Consider the following 16147-nt stretch of genomic DNA (forward strand, 5'->3'; position numbering starts at 1 on the left):
GCCGCACCTTGCGAGGCGCGCTACGCGAGCGAGAGCGGGAGTTTCCGGCCCGAAAGACCACGCGGTTTCGCGAGCTGCTCAGCGATGCGCATAAACGCGAGGTACGCCTCGCTCGAGGACTCGGAGGCGGTGTGAGGGCGGCCGGCGTCGGACCCTTCGCGCACGCTTTGCGCGAGCGGAACCTGCCCGAGGAGCGGAACGTCCGCGCCCTGATCCTCGCTTAGCTGAGCGGCGACGCGCTCGCCGCCGCCGCTACCGAAAATCTCGAGGCGCTCACCGCTATCGGTGCTCAACCAACTCATGTTCTCGATCACCCCGATGATCGTCTGTTCCGTGGAGCGAGCGAGAGAGCCGATGCGCGAAGCGACGCCGCTCGCGGCTGAGTCGGGAGTCGTGACGACGAGAAGCTCCGCGGTGGGCAGCACCTGCGCGACCGAAATAGCGACGTCGCCGGTTCCCGGCGGGAGATCGAGAAGGAGAAAATCGAGATCGCCCCAGAACACGTCCGTCGCAAACTGCTCGATCGCGCGATGCATTTTCGGGCCGCGCCACACGACCGCCTGATGCTCGGGCACGAAAACGCCGATCGACATGACCTTGACACCGTGGGCGATGGGCGGCATGAGAAGGTCATTCACGCGGGTTGGCTGGGTGCTCACCCCAAACATCCCGGGCATCGAAAAACCGTGAATGTCGGCGTCAAGGACGCCCACGCTATAGCCGAGGCGAGTGAGGGCGAGGGCGAGGTTAGCCGTCACCGTGGACTTTCCGACGCCTCCCTTGCCCGAGCTGATCGCTATCACTCGCGTGAGAGATCCAGGCTTATTGAAGGGAACTTCGCGGCGCCTTTTGCGAAGATCCTCGACAAGGGCACGGCGCTGCTCCTCGCTCATCGTCCCCGACGTCACGCGCACTTCCGTGAGGCCCGAAACGTGAGACGCAGCCTCGGCGGCCTCTTTCTCGATTCGGGAGCGCATGGGGCACCCCTCGACCGTCATCACGAGGTGGATGAGAGCCACCCCCTCAGGTGTGACCTCAACAGAGCTGACCATGCCAACATCGGTGATGGGGCGGCCGAGATCGGGGTCGATCACGCGCGTGAGCGCGGAGCGAACCTGCGAGGCAAGGTCAGTTCTCACGGGGCCTCACTCCGCAGCATCGCTGCGCATCTGCTCGAGTTCCTCGCGGAGCACGGCGCGAATGTCCTCGCGCAGGAGCGAGCGCAAATGCGCGTGATCGCGTGCGGGTTCGATCGGTTCAGCGCCATCCGCGGTTTCCGCGGCCGGTGTGGGGTCGTCGTCGCCAGCCTGAAGCTCCTCGAGGAGGTCTCGAAGCTCGCCGCGCACGTAGTCGCGGGTGGCCACATCCGCCATCGCGATGCGCAAGCTCGCGATTTCACGCGTGATGAACTCCGTGGTCGCGTGAGCCTTTTCGTTCGACTGGCGATCCTGCTCGGCCTGCACGCGGTCGCGGTCGGCCTGGCGGTTGTCCGAAAGGAGCAGAAGCGGAGCGGCATACGACGCCTGGAGCGAGAGAATCAGGGTCAGAAGCGTGAAGTTGAGCGCGCGGGGGTCGAACTGGACCGATTCGGGAAGGAACGTGTTCCACCCGAGCCACACGCCACAGAAAATCGTCATGCCCACGAGGAACGCGGGCGTACCCATGAACCGCGCAATCGCCTCGGCCATGCGGCCGAAACCATCATTGTTGTCGTCCTTCGGGCGGCGCCTCGAAAACATGCGCCACAGCCCGCGCCTCTTGCGCGCGGGATCATCGAGCTGGGGGCGCTTCTTCTTGCCACGTGCCATCTAGCTCACCCCTCCTGGTCCGAAATTGCCCTCGCGATCCCCGTGAGGTCGATCTGCCCCGTCGTCGTTGCGACGGGCTCATCGCTCTCGCGCCAATCCTCTGGAAGAACGTGGTCGAGGACGTCATCGACCGTCACGGCACCGAGAAGGTGGGAATCCTTATCGACCACGGGAAGCGACACAAGATTGTACGTCGCCATTTCGCGAGTCACGTCATGGAGATGGCTCGTAGGGGCCATCGTCACCTGATCCTGATCGATGATTTCGCCCACGGGGCGCTCGGGACGTTCGCGAAGCAAATGCTGGAAGTGCACGCCCCCGAGGAGCTTGCCCGTGGGCGTCTCGAGCGGCTGGCGGCACACGTACACCATCGACGCGAGCGCGGGGGAGATCTCCTCGCGAGATATGAGAGCGAGGCAGTGCGCGACCGGGGTCTCGGGGGCGACGATCAGCGGCTCGGTCGTCATGAGCCCGCCGGCCGTGTACTCGTCGTAGGCGAGCAGGCGGCGCACGTCCTCGGCCTCCTCCGGCTCCATGCGCGTGAGGAGATCCTGGCCCATAGGTTCGGGAAGCTCCTGGAGAAGGTCCGCAGCGTCATCCGGGTCCATCGCATCGAGAATGTCCGCGGCGCGCTCTGATTCGAGTCCCTGCATGAGCTCAACACGGATGTCCTCGGGAAGTTCCTCGAGAACCCATCCGAGGCGCTCGTTTGAAAGGTCACGCACGATGTCGGCGCGGCGTTTCGGCTCCATCTCCTGGATGAGATCCGCGAGGTCAGCGGGCTTGAGGTCCGAATACGAGGCCAGCAGAATCTGTGCGGACTGCTCCGCCTGAGTCCCGAAGAGGCCCTTGACCTCATCGACACCGACCGTGAGCGTCTCATTGCGGCCCACGAGCTTCGAAAACGCGTTCTTAGCCTTCGACCGGCGCACGTGGAGCCTCGTGATCTCCCATTCCTTAGAGATCTGGTCCTGCTCGAGCGCGACATCTTCAACGAACGCGTCGCCCGTCCCGTCAACGAGGTTCACCTTGCGGTCGAGCAGATCACCCACCGCGAGAATTTCGCTCTTGCGCATTTCGAAGCGGCGAAGGTTGAGGGAACCGTCGGAAATGACCTGGCCGGTCGAGATCGACGTGACCTTCGTGATCGGCAAGAAAATGCGCTTCTTCCCGGGCACCTCGATGACGAGTCCCACCGCGCGTGCGGTGTGGGTCTCTTGCGGAATCAGAACGACATCGCGGACCTTGCCAATGCGGTCACCGAGCGGGTCGAAAAGCCCGGTGCCCGCGAGGCGTGCGGCAAAGAAACGCTCGTGCGGGCTCACTTGAGCAACTCCGCCATCCAAGCCTCGATCGCGTCGATCTCGCGGGGAAGCTCGCGCGAGAGGTTCTCGACGCCGTCCTTCGTCACGAGAACGTCGTCCTCGATGCGCACACCGATGCCGCGCAGCTCTTCGGGAACGAGGAGGTCGTTCTCCTTGAAGTACAGGCCCGGCTCGATCGTGAACACCATGCCCTCCTCGAGGGTCGCATCGAGGTACATTTCGCGGCGTGCCTGGGCGCAGTCGTGAACATCCATGCCGAGGTGGTGGCTTGTGCCGTGCACCATCCAGCGGCGGTGATACTGGCCCTCGGGCTTGAGGGACTCCTCGGCGCTCACGGGAAGCAAGCCCCACTGATCGAGGCGGTCCGCGATAACCTCCATCGCGGTCGCGTGCAGGTCGCGGAACTTCATTCCGGGCTTCGCCGCGGCAAACACGGCATCGGCAGCGTCGAGAACGGCCTGGTAGACCTTCTTCTGCGGCTCCGTGAAGGTACCCGTCACGGGGAGCGTGCGCGTGACATCCGCGGTGTAGAGCGAATCGACTTCACAACCTGCGTCGATGAGGATCAGGTCGCCTTCCTTGACGGCGCCGTTGTTTCGCACCCAGTGAAGCGTGCACGCATTCGGGCCGGAGGCCGCGATCGTGTCGTAGCCGACGCCGTTGCCGTCGGCGCGCGCCGTACGGTTGAAGACCGTCTCCACGACGCGCTCACCGCGCTCGTGGGCGATGGCCTCCGGGAAGTTCCGCACGACCTCGTGGAAACCCTTGATTGTCGTCGCGACAGCGGCTCGCATCTGCTCGATTTCCCATGCGTCCTTGACAACGCGGGACTCAGACGCGCTCTGCTCGAGGAACGAATTGACCGTGCGGGCCTTTTGCCCGCCTTCGAGGCCGTTTTGCTCGCGGATTTCGGCGACGAGCGCATCGATGCGTTCATCGACTCCTTCGATGACAGCGAGGTCGAGGTTGTCGCCAAGGTCCTTCGCAAGCGCGTCGCGCAGCTCGTCGATGTGGCGGCACGGCACGCCGATCTGCTCCTCGACTTCCTCGAGCGTGGGGCGGCGCCCGACCCACATTTCGCCGTAGCGAGAATCCGCGAAGAATTCGTTGGTCTCCGGGCCCGAGCGCGGCTTGAAGAAGTACGTGGCCTGACTCTTGCGGGGATCCTCGGCGTCGGGCTCGACGACGAACACCGAATCGGGCTCCTCATCGGTGCCGAGGCCCGAGTAGTACGCAAACGCCGTGTGGGGGCGGAACTGATAGTCGCAATCGTTGCTGCGGACCTTGAGGCCCCCGGCGGGAAGCACCATTCGAGTTGCGGGCACCGTCTCGACGAGACAGTCGCGCCGTGCGGGCGTGAAATCGGCAACGGCACGGCGGCCTGCCGGCGGGAGCGTCTCATCCCACCCTTGGGTGAGGAAGCTAAGAAAAGCCTCGCTCGTGGGGCGCTGGCTGCGGGTATCGCCCCTCGACTTCAGATCGTCGGTGGTCTCGGGGGCGCTGGACTTTGAATTATTGATCTCACTCACCCTTCGATATTCTCACGGGGGAGCGCCAAGAGCCACCCGGGCCGGCCAAGAAGAGGTGTGAGAGGAGGAACGATGAGCCTCATCGATCTTCATACCCATTCGGCGGTATCGGACGGCACAGAGCCGCCTGCGGCCGTCATCGAACAGGCGCGCCGCTCGGGAGTCGACGTCATCGCTCTCACCGACCACGACACTGACCGCGGGATCGCTCAGGCCCGCGGGGCCGCGAGGAGCGCAGGCCTCGGTTTCCTTCCCGGCATGGAAGTCTCCGCGAAGCTCAACGGCCGGAGCATCCACATCCTCGCCCTTGGTAATACTTCCGCTCCGGGGTCGGCATTCGCCGCCAAGCTCGACGAGGTGCGTGAGTCGCGAGAGCGACGCGCGCAGCGTATCGTCGAGCGGCTGAGCGAGGATTTCCCTATCACGTGGGAGGCGGTCCTTGATACTGAAAGCAGCCGCGATGTGAGCGTGGCAAGCGTCGGACGCCCCCACATCGCGGACGCCCTGACGCGCGCTGGCGTCGTGAGCGGCCGAGCTGAAGCTTTTGCGCACCTGCTCGCTCCCCACTCGCCCTACTACGTGCCCTACCGCGCCCTCGAAGCCGAAGACGCGATCGCGGGGATTCACGCGTCTGGAGCGCTTGCGGTAGGGGCGCACCTCATGACACGTACGCGCGGCAAGGGGCTCGATTCCGACGGATGCCAAGAACTCATCGACTGCGGCCTCGACGGCCTCGAGATTTTCCACCGCGAGCACGGTGAGGCTGAGCGTGCAGCGCTTGCGGCGATCGCACGCGAGCGCAATCTCATCGTCACGGGCGGCAGCGACTACCACGGGAGCGGAAAACCGAATCGCCTCGGCGAAAACACGACGAGCGACGAGAACCTCGCGCGCATCCTCGCGGCGACGTCCGCAAGGCTGTGATGGGGATGTCAAGCTCTCAGCGCGCTCGCCGTAGGGGCGATGCCCGTGAAGTTGCCCGAGCCATCGTCGGCAACCCACAAGCCTCGCTATTCGTGACCGTGGCGACCCTCGGGATTATCGCCATGGCCCTCGCACTCACGTCGAGCGTGTGGATCGGCTGGGGGCCTAGCGCGTTCGTAGCCCCGCAGAACCTCGCTTGCCTTATCGCGAGTGTCGCGGGGGCACTCGTTTTCGCGTGGCGAAGCCTCGCCGAGCGCGCCGCGGACGAGGCGCGAGAGAAGTCCCACCAGCTTGAACGGGGAATGAGGAAACCGTCCCGGCGGCTCTCGCCCGGAATCGTCTTGGCAGCGATTCTCTGGGGTGCAGTCTTCACGCTCATTCCGACGCTCGCAGTCCTCGCGCTGAGTCTTGTTCACTGGGGAGTGGGGGACGCGAAGGCGATCAACCCGCTCTTGTGGATTCTGTGGAGCATCGGTACATGGGCGTTCATATCGAGCCTCGCGATCGGCGGGGCCGTGCTCACGTTTGTCATCAACAATGCGTTAGCGGTGGGGATCGCGGGCGTCATCGCGTACCTCATCGCGTGGTGGACCCTCGTCTTTGGTGTATCGGCGTCAATCCCGGCCCTCGGCGGTTACATCGACACGCCGTGGTCCTTCTACGAGCCGACGCTCGCAAGCGCGGGCCTTCGCGCAATCCTCTGGCTCGGCGTGGGGATCATCATGCCCGCCATTGGCGAGCGCTCTCTCACGTGGGCGAGCGGGGGTGTGCTCGTTGCCGTGCTCGCACTCGCCGGGGGAATCTCCAACAACGGCCGCGTTCAGCCGGTCGAGACGGCTTTCGGGGCTAGCTGCGTGGGCGAGAACCCCAAGGTATGTACGCCGCGCCCGTTTGCGACCTCGCTTTCGGCGCTCCAGGCGCAGCTGGCGCCGGGAGTGAACCTGCTGCCAAGCGACATGATTCCGAGCGTCGTCGGCACGCACCGCTTCGTTGAATCCGATGTGTCGACCGCGACGCTCCTCGTTGATCCGAGCGACCGTGAGGCACTGCCGTCCAATAGGCCGAATCTCCTCAACACGGTAGGCGCGCTAGGCATGAGCGAGTTCGTCGCGCCATGCGGCGGTTTTTCGAAGGCGAGCGGCACAAACCTCGCGGCCTACCTCGCGTTTGTGAGTCTTGCGACGGACGGCGAAATCAACCTCAATAGGATCGGCGCCGCCCCCGATTCAATCGTGCCCGACACCGAAGCCGTGCGCGCGGCCCTTCCCGAAGCTCGAGAAAAGGCCGCGCTCAGTCCTAGCGAATTCACCGCATGGCTCGCGAGTAACCGCACCGAAATCGCGAACTGCGGTTAATCGCGAGTGCCGAGGGCGGTTAGTCGTTCCTACGCTCGACGACCTTGCCGTTGACACGACGCGTGCGCGAGCGGCGGCGGCGTTTACGCGGCGCCTTGTCGCCTTCGGCCTTCGTCCCGGAATCAACGGACTCGCCGCCTCGAGGAGAACCACCGCGGCGGTGGCTATTGCCGCGGCCACGGCTCTCACCGCGACCTTTGCCGCGGCCGTTCGTGCCGCGACGCTTGCGCGAATCGGGACCGCCGAGATCTTCGATCTCTTCGGCGTCGAGGCCCGCGCGCGTGCGCTTGTCCTTCGGGAGGGTCCCCTTAGCTCCCTCGGGAATGTTGAGGTCGCTAAACAGGTGCGGAGAGGTGGAGTAGGTTTCGCGCGCTTCCGTCGACTCGAGGCCGAGCTGGCGGGCAATGAGCGCCCAGCGCGCGAGATCCTCCCAGTCCACGAACGTTACGGCGGTTCCGCGCCTACCCGCGCGGCCCGTGCGACCCGTGCGGTGCAGGAAGGTTTTGTCGTCTTCCGGTGCGGTGTAGTTGATGACGTGGGTGACGTCATCAACGTCGATGCCGCGTGCGGCGACGTCAGTCGCGATAAGGACATCGACTTTGCCGGTCCGGAACGCGCGAAGCGCCTGTTCGCGCGCACCCTGGCCGAGATCCCCGTGGAGAGGGGCGGCCGCGAAGCCGCGTGCCTCGAGGTCGTGGGCGGTGCGGTCAGCCTCGCGCTTTGTGCGTGTAAAGACGATTGTGAGGCCACGGCCCTCAGCCTGGAGGATCCGCGCGAGAACCTCGATCTTGTCGAGCTGGTGCGCACGGTAGACAACCTGGGTGATGTCCGCCTTGGTGCGGGCGGTATCCCCGGGATCGTGGGCACGGATGTGGGTCGGCTGGGTCATGAAGCGGCGCGCAAGCGCCATGATCTGCGCGGGCATCGTGGCCGAGAAAAGCATGGTCTGGCGCTTCGCGGGCACGGCCTTGAGGATTTTCTCGACGTCCTCGAGAAAGCCGAGGTCGAGCATCTCATCGGCTTCGTCGAGAACAGCGACCTTCACGTGGGAAAGGTCGAGATACTTCTGGCGCATGAGGTCAATGAGCCGGCCAGGTGTGCCCACGACGATGTCGACGCCCTTGTTGAGTGCCTCAATCTGAGGTTCGTAGGAGCGGCCACCGTAGAGGGTGAGGACCCGAACGCCGCCGCGCTTGCCGGCGGCCTGAATATCGGTGCTGACCTGGACGGCAAGCTCCCGGGTCGGGACCACGATGAGGGCCTGCGGTTTACCGAATGCCGAATCGGTTTCGGTGACGTTAGGGTCGACGGTTTCGAGTGCGGGGATTCCGAAGCCGAGGGTCTTTCCAGTGCCGGTCTTCGCCTGGCCAATGATGTCCCGGCCCTTGAGCGCGATCGGGAGGGTCATGGCCTGGATCGGGAAGGGAGTGGTGATGCCTTTATCGGCGAGCGAGGAGACGATCTCTTCGCTCACGCCGAAATCGGCAAAGGTCTGGTTGTCAGTCACGTTCGGGGTCTACTTTCCGTTAGCCCAGGAAACCAACGCGGCGCGGCTCTTCGGTCGAGTACTCGACGTAGTTGATGCGCGCCCCGGGCACGAGAACCGTGCGGCCCTTGGTGTCTGTGACCGTGAGGAGCGAGCTCTCATTGATGGCCGTTTCCACGAGCGCGGTGAGGTCCGCTGCACTCATGTCGGTTTCGAGCGACAGTTCCCGCGACGAATGCGTGACGCCAATGCGAATTTCCATGGGGTGTCCTTTTCTCATGTGCGCACTGGGCGCACGGTTTGCGAGCCGCACACTCCGCACGAGTCTCGCTGAGAATGCTTCGAGATTCGGGGGCGCGGCAAAGGTGAGCGAGGCTTAGCGGCCTGGCCGCTCAGCACACGCTCATGCAAGTGTATCGAGCGAAGAGCTGAAACCGTGCAGCGTTCGCTCAGGGCCCTACTCGGGGTTTTGCGTGAGTTTTTCGTCGCGAGGGTCGAACGCGCGAATCCCGCCTGTGAGCAGCAGCGCAAGTGAGGAGAGCATGGCCTCTCGGCGTTCCTCGGTGGCACCATCCGTTTCGCGCGCGATCGCTTGCACGGACGTGACGACGGTGCGACCAACGACAATGGCTTCCTCGGGGGAGAGGTCTCGCGCGCGGGCGAGGAGTGTCCCAACGGATTCGGCTGCGCGCGACGTCGCATGGGTAACCTCCTCCTGTACGCTCTCGGTCACGTACTCGCTGCCGAAGAAGAGCTTCAGCATGTTCGAGTTCTCATCGAACACTCCAAAAAACACGTCGATGCCCTCACGGACGCGGTCGTAGGTCGTGGCGCCTTCGAAGGCGAAGCCGTCGATGCGCTCCCGAAGCACCTCGCCAACCTGCTGGATCACGGAGATGTAGAGGTCTTCTTTGGAGCTGAAATGTTGGTACAGCACGGGCTTTGTGACACCGGCGGCCTCGGCGATGTCGTCCATCGACGTGGGATGGTAGCCGCGCTCACCGAATTTTGACGTGGCAACACTGAGCAGCTGGGCACGGCGTTCTGCGCGAGGGAGGCGGCGGCGCATGGTGTCTCCTGGTGTTTCGGGTGGCGCTGGCGATCAACGCGGAAAAACATTGTCTGGGTAGTTTAATTGTCTCACCTCCATGGTGGGGTGATATTTCGATGAGTGACGTGGTTCGGCCTAAAGCATTGGAGGGAAGCGGCATGCAGGAAAATCCTGCGGAGTTGCGGCTTGCCGCGCGCGATTCTGGCGCAATGCTCGCGGATTTTGCGCTGGTGATAGCGGGGCCAGCGCAAAAGCGTGCGCTCGAGTCGGTGGCGCAGGGGGTTCCGACGCTCGCCTACGGCTCCCCGCGAAGTGGGAAATCCTCCCTGTGTGTCCACACCGCGTGGGAGTCGATGCGCGGAGGTGTTGATCCTCGCGCCGTCGTTCTTCTCGCCCCCACGAGGGAGCGTGCAGCGTTTCTTCGCGAGGAACTCTCGAGGCGAGCGATGGCAGAGCGCGCTGCGGGTGCGCAGATTCATTTAGAGCTACCGACGGTCATGACCCCTCTCGCGTATGCCTTCGCGCTCGTGAGTGAGGAGGCGGCGCGCAATTCACGTGCGCAACCGAGTCTCGTGACGGGTGCTGATCAAGATGTGCTCCTCGAGGAGCTTCTCGCGCAGGTCCCCGCGCAGTGGCCCGAGTCGATTGATCCGGCAGCGATCCCACTTGCGGGTTTTCGCGCGGAACTTCGTGACCTTCTGAATCGCTGCACCGAGCGGGGCCTCGGGCCCCGACAGCTCGCCGAGCTCGGCGAGCAGTGCGGGCGCACTGAGTGGACGGCAGCCGCGCCGGTATTCGAGGCCTACCTTGATTCGCTTGCGCTCGAGGGGAGTATGGCGATCGAAGCGGGCGCGCGCCTTGATTTGGGGGTTCTGGTCGATCGCGCGTGCGCGGTGATCGAGAACGCCGAGGCGCTGGAGTTTCTCGCTATCGACGACGCCCAGGACTTCACCGCGAGCGGAGTGCGTATCGTCTCGGCGCTCGCGGCCCGCTCCGGACGTTTCCTCGTGACCTCGAACCCGGATGCGACTGTTGAGGGCTTTCGTGGTGGCATGGCCGATGCGGCATCGCGGATGGCAAGTGCGCTCGCCTCTGACTCGCGTTCGTGTGCCGTAGTCACGCTCGAGCAGAGCTACGCCCAGGAACCGGCCCTTTCGCGACTCGTTGCCACACTCGCCTCACACCTCCCGCTCGAGGGCGCTCCGACTGCGCTGAGGAAGCTCACCCATGAGGAAGGCGTGGCTGATTCTTTCGCGCTCGCGACCGCCTCGAGTGACGAGGCAGAAGCCCGTGATATCGCGACAGCGATTCGGCTCCTCGCGGCCGTTCACGGCGTGTCCCGTGACGATATCGCCGTCGTATGCCGTTCGGCGTCGGCCGCGCGGGCCCTCGCGGAGCGGCTGTCACGAGTCGGGATTGACGCCGAAGCGACGCTTCGCGCTACCGCGCTTCGCGAGGAGCCTGTGATCCGTGACCTTTTCACGATCCTTGCGTGGGCACTCGGAATCGAGCAGTTACGCGATGAGCGCCTCGTCGAGATTCTCCGCGGGCCGTGGGGCGGAATCGACGACGGCATGGTGCGCGAGCTGCGGCGCTGGGCCCTCTCGCACAGTGCACACACGCGCGGCGACGCCGCGATCCTCTCGATCCTCAACGATGCGGGAGTTGCGCTACCGGCGCCAGCAGGTGCCGCTGCTGAGTCAGAAAGCGGTCGAGAACGCTACCTTCGTGCGGTGACGGCTCCGCTTCGGCGACTTCGCCGAATGCGCGACGCGATCGTTTCCGCGCGCGATTCGGGGATTCTTCCGCTTTTGTGGGCGGCGTGGGAGGCTTCGCACCTTGCCGCGCGGTGGCAGAACGAGGCGATTGCCATGACTGCGAGCGTGCAGGCGCGCTCGCGCGCACAGCTCGCCAACGCTCGCCTCGATGCGCTCGGCGCGCTTTTTACTGCGGCCGACCGCTACGAAGAGCGACGCGGAGGCGACGACATCGCGGTGTTCATGTCGCACATCGAGGCCCAGGCCGTGCCGGAGGACTCCCTCAGCGCACGCGGGCGGGTGAGCGGTATCGTGCGCGTACTCACGCCCGCAGCCGTCGCGGGAGAGAGCTTCGATACCGTGATTCTCGCGGGCCTCAACGAGGGGGCCTGGCCGAATCTCCGCCTCCGCTCGGGGGTGCTCGGCGCCGCCGATCTGGCACTCTTTATCGACCGGCCCGGGCCCATACCCAATCGAGCGGAACTTCGGGCGATGAGGCGAAACGCGAACCTCCACGACGAGATTCGCCTCGCGATCGCGGCACTTTCACGTGCACGGAGCCGCGTTCTCGTGACCGCCGTTGAGAACGATGAATCGGCGCCTTCGGGCTTGTTTCGCGTGCTCGAAAGCGCCGTGAAGTGCGAGGTAGTGCCGTGTGGCTGGGTAGCGTCGGCCCTCCGCAGCGCAAATCCCGGGCCCTTTCCCGAATCTCGCCAACTTGTTTCCGCGCTCGCGCGGGCCCTCGCATCCGAGAGTGCGGACCCTAGCCACCTCGCGGGCCTTCTCGCGGCCCTTCAGCGGGAGGGGATCGAAAGTGCAGGCCCTGAGAACTGGTATCACCAGCCGCTCACCCGCACCGACTCCCCGTTCCCCTCGGGTAGCACCCTCGCGCTTTCCCCGTCGAGTCTCGCGACAGCCGCGCAATGCCCGCGTGCGTTTCTCCTCGAAAGCGCGGGCGCCCGCACAAGCAGTGGAACCGCCCAGGAGGTGGGCACTCTCATCCACGCTCTCGCGGAGGCCCACCCCAGGGCGGGTGCGGCCGAGCTCGTTGCTGAATTTGCGAAGCGCGCACCCGAGGGCGAGGAGGTCGAACAGAACTGGCGCACGCGCGCCGAACGCGCTCGAATCGTGCAGATGCTCGAAAAGCTCGGGGCCTACCAGAGCGCGCATCCGGACGTCGCAGCGGTCGAGAAGCGTTTTTCCGTTCCGCTTGGTGAAGCGGTCGATATTCGCGGCTCCATCGACAGGGTTGAGCGTGAAGCGGGCGGACTCAGGGTCGTGGATTACAAGACGGGTAAGTCTGCACAGTCGAAAGCCCAGGCAGAACGCGACCCTCAGCTGGCCGCCTACCAATACGCGCTGGCGCACATGGAAAGTGACGAGCCCGTTGTCGGGGCGAGCCTCGTCTACGTTGGCACTGACGCGAAGTCGAGTGCCCTGCGGCATCAGGCGCCGCTCGGGGAGGGAGATGATCCCGACTGGTTCGAGAACCTCGTTCGGGAGATCGACGCGCGACTGCGCTCGGCGCGCGTGAACCTCGTTCGCAACCCCCACTGCAAGGTGTGCCCCGCCAAGCGTTCATGCCCGTTGTTTCAGGAGGAGATGTGACGAATGTGCGCCTAGGCGCGCGCGAGGTGGCGCGCCTTCTCGGCCAGCCCGAGCCGACGCCCGAACAGGTAGCCGTCATCGAATCTCCTCTCGCCCCCGCGCTCGTCGTTGCCGGCGCGGGAAGCGGCAAAACCGAAACGATGTCGGCGAGAGTCGTATGGCTTATTGCAAACGGCCTTGTCGAACCGCGCCACGTGCTTGGACTGACGTTCACGAAGAAAGCGGCGCACGAGCTCGCCGAGCGCATCGATCGGCGACTCTCGAGCCTTGCGTCCGCCATGCGTTCGGCGGGAATCGAGCTGCCCTCGACGCTTGCGGCGAGCACCGTTCACCTCGGCGGCCAGTCGCCGCGCGTGGCGACCTACAACGGTTTTGCGCTCGATCTTGTGCACGAGCACGCGCTGCGGATCGGCATTGACCCAGACTTCACGGTGCTCCCGCCCGCAGCGGCGTGGCAGATCGCCTACGACCTCGTCGAATCATGGCAGGGGGAACTTCCCTTCGATCATTCGAGCGGGTCCGTGGCCTCGGCGGTGCTCTCACTTTCGGGGGCGCTCAGCGATCACCTCCGCACTGCGCGGGACCTCGATGAGTATCTTCGACAGATCGAAGTCGAGACGATGAACCTCCCGCTTCAAAGCGATGGAGGGAAGAAACGCACCTCTCCAGCGAGCGTCAAGAGGCTGTGGCGCGTTCTCGAGCAGCGACGAGCCCTCGTGCCGCTCCTCGAAGCATTTGCTCGCGAGAAGCGCGAGCGAGGTGCGATCGACTTTTCCGATCAGGTGAGCTTCGCCGCCGTTATTGCGGAGGCGAGCAGCGAGGTGCGAGAGGACGCACGCACCCAGCACCGCGTGGTTCTTCTCGACGAATTCCAGGACACCTCGGTCGCACAGCTCGACCTGCTCGCGTCACTTTTCGGCACCGGGCACGCGACGTGTGCCGTGGGGGATCCGAACCAGGCGATCTACGGGTGGCGCGGTGCCTCGGCTGCGTCACTGTCCGCGTTCGTGGAGAGGTGGGGGAGCGAGGACACACCAGTGCGCCAATACACGCTCAGCACCTCGTGGCGCAACGACGCGGCCCTGCTCAAGGGGGCAAACGCGATCAGCGCCCCGCTCGCGGGCAGCACGGCCGGGGTGAAGGTTCCGACGCTTGCCCCGCGACCCGGCGCAGGCCCGGGCTCGATCACCGTCGCCGCCCACGCGACAGAGTTCGACGAGGCCCGCGCTATCGCCGAGTGGATTAGCGAAATCCGTGCCGCCCATGAAGCCGAGAGCGAAGCGCTCGACGAGGCGCCAGCGAGCGCGGCGGTCCTCGTGCGTTCGCGCTCGCGGATCCCGGTTCTGCAATCCGCGCTTGAAAACGCAGGGCTCAGCGTGAGCGTCGCGGGCGGCGATTCACTCCTCGCTCAGCGCGAGGTGAGCGATGTGCGCGCGCTGCTCGAAGTCGTGAACGATGCCTCGCGCTCCGATGCACTCGTTGAACTGCTCGAAGGGCCGCGCTTCCGCTTCGCGCCGGCGGACATCGCCGTGCTCGGTGAATGGCGCCGTGTGCTCGAACGCAGTGACGGAGCGCGGGCAGCTCGCATTGATCCGGCTGCGGCCTTCACGCTCGTCGATGCCGTTACCTCGCCGCCCCCGGTTGATTTCGTGAGCCCTGCGGGCCAGCGCCTCAGCGTGCCTGCCCGCGAACGACTCGCCAGGCTCGCGCAAATCGTGAGGGAGGTGCGCGGCGCCCAGGGGCTCGATATTCCAGACCTTGTGACGGTCGCCGTGAGGGCCCTCGGCATCGATATCGCGCTCGAATCAGATCCGGATAGGGACGTGTCACACGCGCTCGCGAACATCGAGCGGCTTCGTGCGCAGGCGGCAAGTTACGCCCGCACAGCCACAGCCCCGAGCCTCTCGGCGTTTCTCGCGCATCTCGACGTGTCCGAGGCCGAGGAGCGTGGTCTTGAAGCCGCGCCCACCCGGCCCCGTGACTCGAGCGCAGTCGTGATCTCGACCATTCATGCCGCGAAAGGACTCGAATGGGATCACGTGGCGATTGCCTCCCTCACCGAGGGGGCCTTCCCCTCCTACACGAGCCAGAGTGCAGCAAAACCGGAGGGCGCGCGTGAGTATCCCGCGCCGAGGGAGCTTGGGTGGATCAACGAACTTTCTCTCGCCACGATCCCCGTCGAACTTCGCGGCGATAGCGAGATTCTCGCGGAGCTTCGCTGGGCAGAGGCAGAAACCCAGGTTGAACTCGACGAACTCTTCGAAGAGTTTCGTCTCGACAGTGGGAAAGAGAGTCTGCGAGAGGAGCGCCGCCTCATGTATGTTGCGCTCACACGTGCGAGAAAGAGCGCTCTGCTCACGTATTCGGCGTGGGGCGAGGGAGTCTCAAAGCCGCGCCGCGCCTCTCGTTTCGCCGATGAGATTCGCGCGCTCGAGGGCGTCGCGGTCGTTGACATGGAAGGCGAAGTCGGCGAGAAAAACCCGCTCGAATCCTCTCCACGCCTCGCCGCATGGCCCGCGAAAGCTCACCCGCGAGAAGCAGCTGTTAAGGCGGCGGCAGCAGCCGTCGCGCTCGCGCGCGAGAGTGATGTGGATGCTCTCGCCACGCCCCAGCCCCACCCCGACCTGGCGCGCTTCACCGAAGCCACCCGACACGTCATCGCGAGTCAGCGTGCCGAGCGTGAAGCACGGCGCGTGCGCCTCCCGTCGCGCTTAAGCCCCTCGGATCTCGTGGCGCTCTCGGGCGCAAACGCCGATGAGCGCGTGAGAGAACTCGTGCGACCGATGCCGCGAAAACCCTCCGCGAGTGCGCGGCTCGGAACACGGTTTCACTCGTGGGTCGAGGAAACCCACGCTCACGGCGCCCTGCTCGATGTGGAGGAACTCTCCCTCGATCAGGATGACGATGACGTCCGCGAAAGCCTCCAGGAGCTAAAGGACAAGTTCGATCGCTCAGTGTTCGCCACGATGACTCCCCTCGCGCTCGAAGTTCCGGTTTCGCTCGCGCTTGAGAAGGCGTTTCTCTCCGGCGTGATCGATGCCGTGTACCCGAACCCGTCTGGTGAGGGGGTATGGATCGTGGACTGGAAAACGGGCCGCGTCCCCTCAGGCGAGGAGCTCGCGCGCAAATCGCTTCAACTCTCCGTATACCGCCTCGCGTGGCACCAGAAGACCGGCCTGCCGCTCAACCAGATTGAGACCAAGTTCCACTACGTCCAAGCCGAACGCACGATCGACATCACGCGACACCCGAGCGAGGCGCAACTGAGCCGGATGCTCGCCGCGCTCGCGTAGTTATGCGTATG

At 65.0% G+C, this 16147-nt stretch carries 11 protein-coding genes; 4 read left to right on the forward strand and 7 right to left on the reverse strand.

The window, feature by feature from the left end; translation table 11 throughout:
* Positions 1-20: 20 nt before the first annotated feature.
* The 4 genes from FXY94_RS06305 to FXY94_RS06320 are packed head-to-tail and all read right to left on the reverse strand — an operon-like array spanning position 21 to position 4662.
* Positions 21-1139, reverse strand: a complete 1119-nt coding sequence (locus FXY94_RS06305) for an Mrp/NBP35 family ATP-binding protein (RefSeq protein ID WP_016664191.1) — start codon at positions 1137-1139, stop codon at positions 21-23.
* A 6-nt stretch (positions 1140-1145) separates the two neighbouring features.
* On the reverse strand, positions 1146-1808 hold the full coding sequence (locus tag FXY94_RS06310) for a DUF1003 domain-containing protein (RefSeq protein ID WP_016664192.1): 663 nt from the start codon (positions 1806-1808) through the stop codon (positions 1146-1148).
* A 5-nt stretch (positions 1809-1813) separates the two neighbouring features.
* Entirely contained in the window at positions 1814-3133 is a 1320-nt protein-coding gene (locus FXY94_RS06315) for a magnesium transporter MgtE N-terminal domain-containing protein (protein ID WP_016664193.1), read from the reverse strand.
* On the reverse strand, positions 3130-4662 hold the full coding sequence (locus FXY94_RS06320; RefSeq protein ID WP_016664194.1) for an aminopeptidase P family protein: 1533 nt from the start codon (positions 4660-4662) through the stop codon (positions 3130-3132). The genes FXY94_RS06315 and FXY94_RS06320 overlap by 4 nt, the downstream gene beginning before the upstream one ends.
* A gap of 72 nt (positions 4663-4734) precedes the next feature.
* On the opposite strand from FXY94_RS06320, the gene FXY94_RS06325 reads away from it, so the two are divergent.
* A complete protein-coding gene (locus tag FXY94_RS06325; protein ID WP_016664195.1) occupies positions 4735-5586 on the forward strand; it encodes a PHP domain-containing protein in 852 nt (283 codons plus the stop codon).
* Between the two features lie 5 nt (positions 5587-5591).
* Complete coding sequence (locus tag FXY94_RS06330) at positions 5592-6941, forward strand: hypothetical protein (RefSeq protein WP_147594898.1); 1350 nt, start codon at positions 5592-5594, stop codon at positions 6939-6941.
* A 19-nt stretch (positions 6942-6960) separates the two neighbouring features.
* Here FXY94_RS06330 and FXY94_RS06335 read toward each other — a convergent pair whose 3' ends face one another.
* The 3 genes from FXY94_RS06335 to FXY94_RS06345 all read right to left on the reverse strand — a co-directional run bounded on the left by FXY94_RS06335 (position 6961) and on the right by FXY94_RS06345 (position 9496).
* Entirely contained in the window at positions 6961-8448 is a 1488-nt protein-coding gene (locus FXY94_RS06335) for a DEAD/DEAH box helicase (protein WP_016664197.1), read from the reverse strand.
* Positions 8449-8467: 19 nt separating this feature from the next.
* Complete coding sequence (locus FXY94_RS06340; RefSeq protein WP_016664198.1) at positions 8468-8689, reverse strand: DUF3107 domain-containing protein; 222 nt, start codon at positions 8687-8689, stop codon at positions 8468-8470.
* Between the two features lie 195 nt (positions 8690-8884).
* Entirely contained in the window at positions 8885-9496 is a 612-nt protein-coding gene (locus tag FXY94_RS06345; protein ID WP_016664199.1) for a TetR/AcrR family transcriptional regulator, read from the reverse strand.
* 140 nt (positions 9497-9636) lie between these two features.
* Between FXY94_RS06345 and FXY94_RS06350 the strand changes: the two genes are divergently transcribed.
* Positions 9637-12843, forward strand: coding sequence for a UrvD/REP family ATP-dependent DNA helicase (locus FXY94_RS06350; RefSeq protein WP_016664200.1), 3207 nt, complete (start codon positions 9637-9639; stop codon positions 12841-12843).
* Entirely contained in the window at positions 12840-16136 is a 3297-nt protein-coding gene (locus tag FXY94_RS06355) for an ATP-dependent DNA helicase (protein WP_016664201.1), read from the forward strand. The genes FXY94_RS06350 and FXY94_RS06355 overlap by 4 nt, the downstream gene beginning before the upstream one ends.
* The last annotated feature ends 11 nt before the right edge of the window (positions 16137-16147 follow it).

It is taken from the genome of Dermabacter jinjuensis, from assembly GCF_902381725.1.
Lineage (GTDB): Bacteria > Actinomycetota > Actinomycetes > Actinomycetales > Dermabacteraceae > Dermabacter > Dermabacter hominis.

Coding starts and splice junctions, on each gene's coding strand:
- FXY94_RS06345 (WP_016664199.1), bottom strand. CDS start 9,496: ATGCGCCGCCGCCTCCCTCGCGCAGAACGCCGTGCCCAGCTGCTCAGT.
- FXY94_RS06350 (WP_016664200.1), top strand. CDS start 9,637: ATGCAGGAAAATCCTGCGGAGTTGCGGCTTGCCGCGCGCGATTCTGGC.
- FXY94_RS06330 (WP_147594898.1), top strand. CDS start 5,592: ATGTCAAGCTCTCAGCGCGCTCGCCGTAGGGGCGATGCCCGTGAAGTT.
- FXY94_RS06325 (WP_016664195.1), top strand. CDS start 4,735: ATGAGCCTCATCGATCTTCATACCCATTCGGCGGTATCGGACGGCACA.
- FXY94_RS06340 (WP_016664198.1), bottom strand. CDS start 8,689: ATGGAAATTCGCATTGGCGTCACGCATTCGTCGCGGGAACTGTCGCTC.
- FXY94_RS06310 (WP_016664192.1), bottom strand. CDS start 1,808: ATGGCACGTGGCAAGAAGAAGCGCCCCCAGCTCGATGATCCCGCGCGC.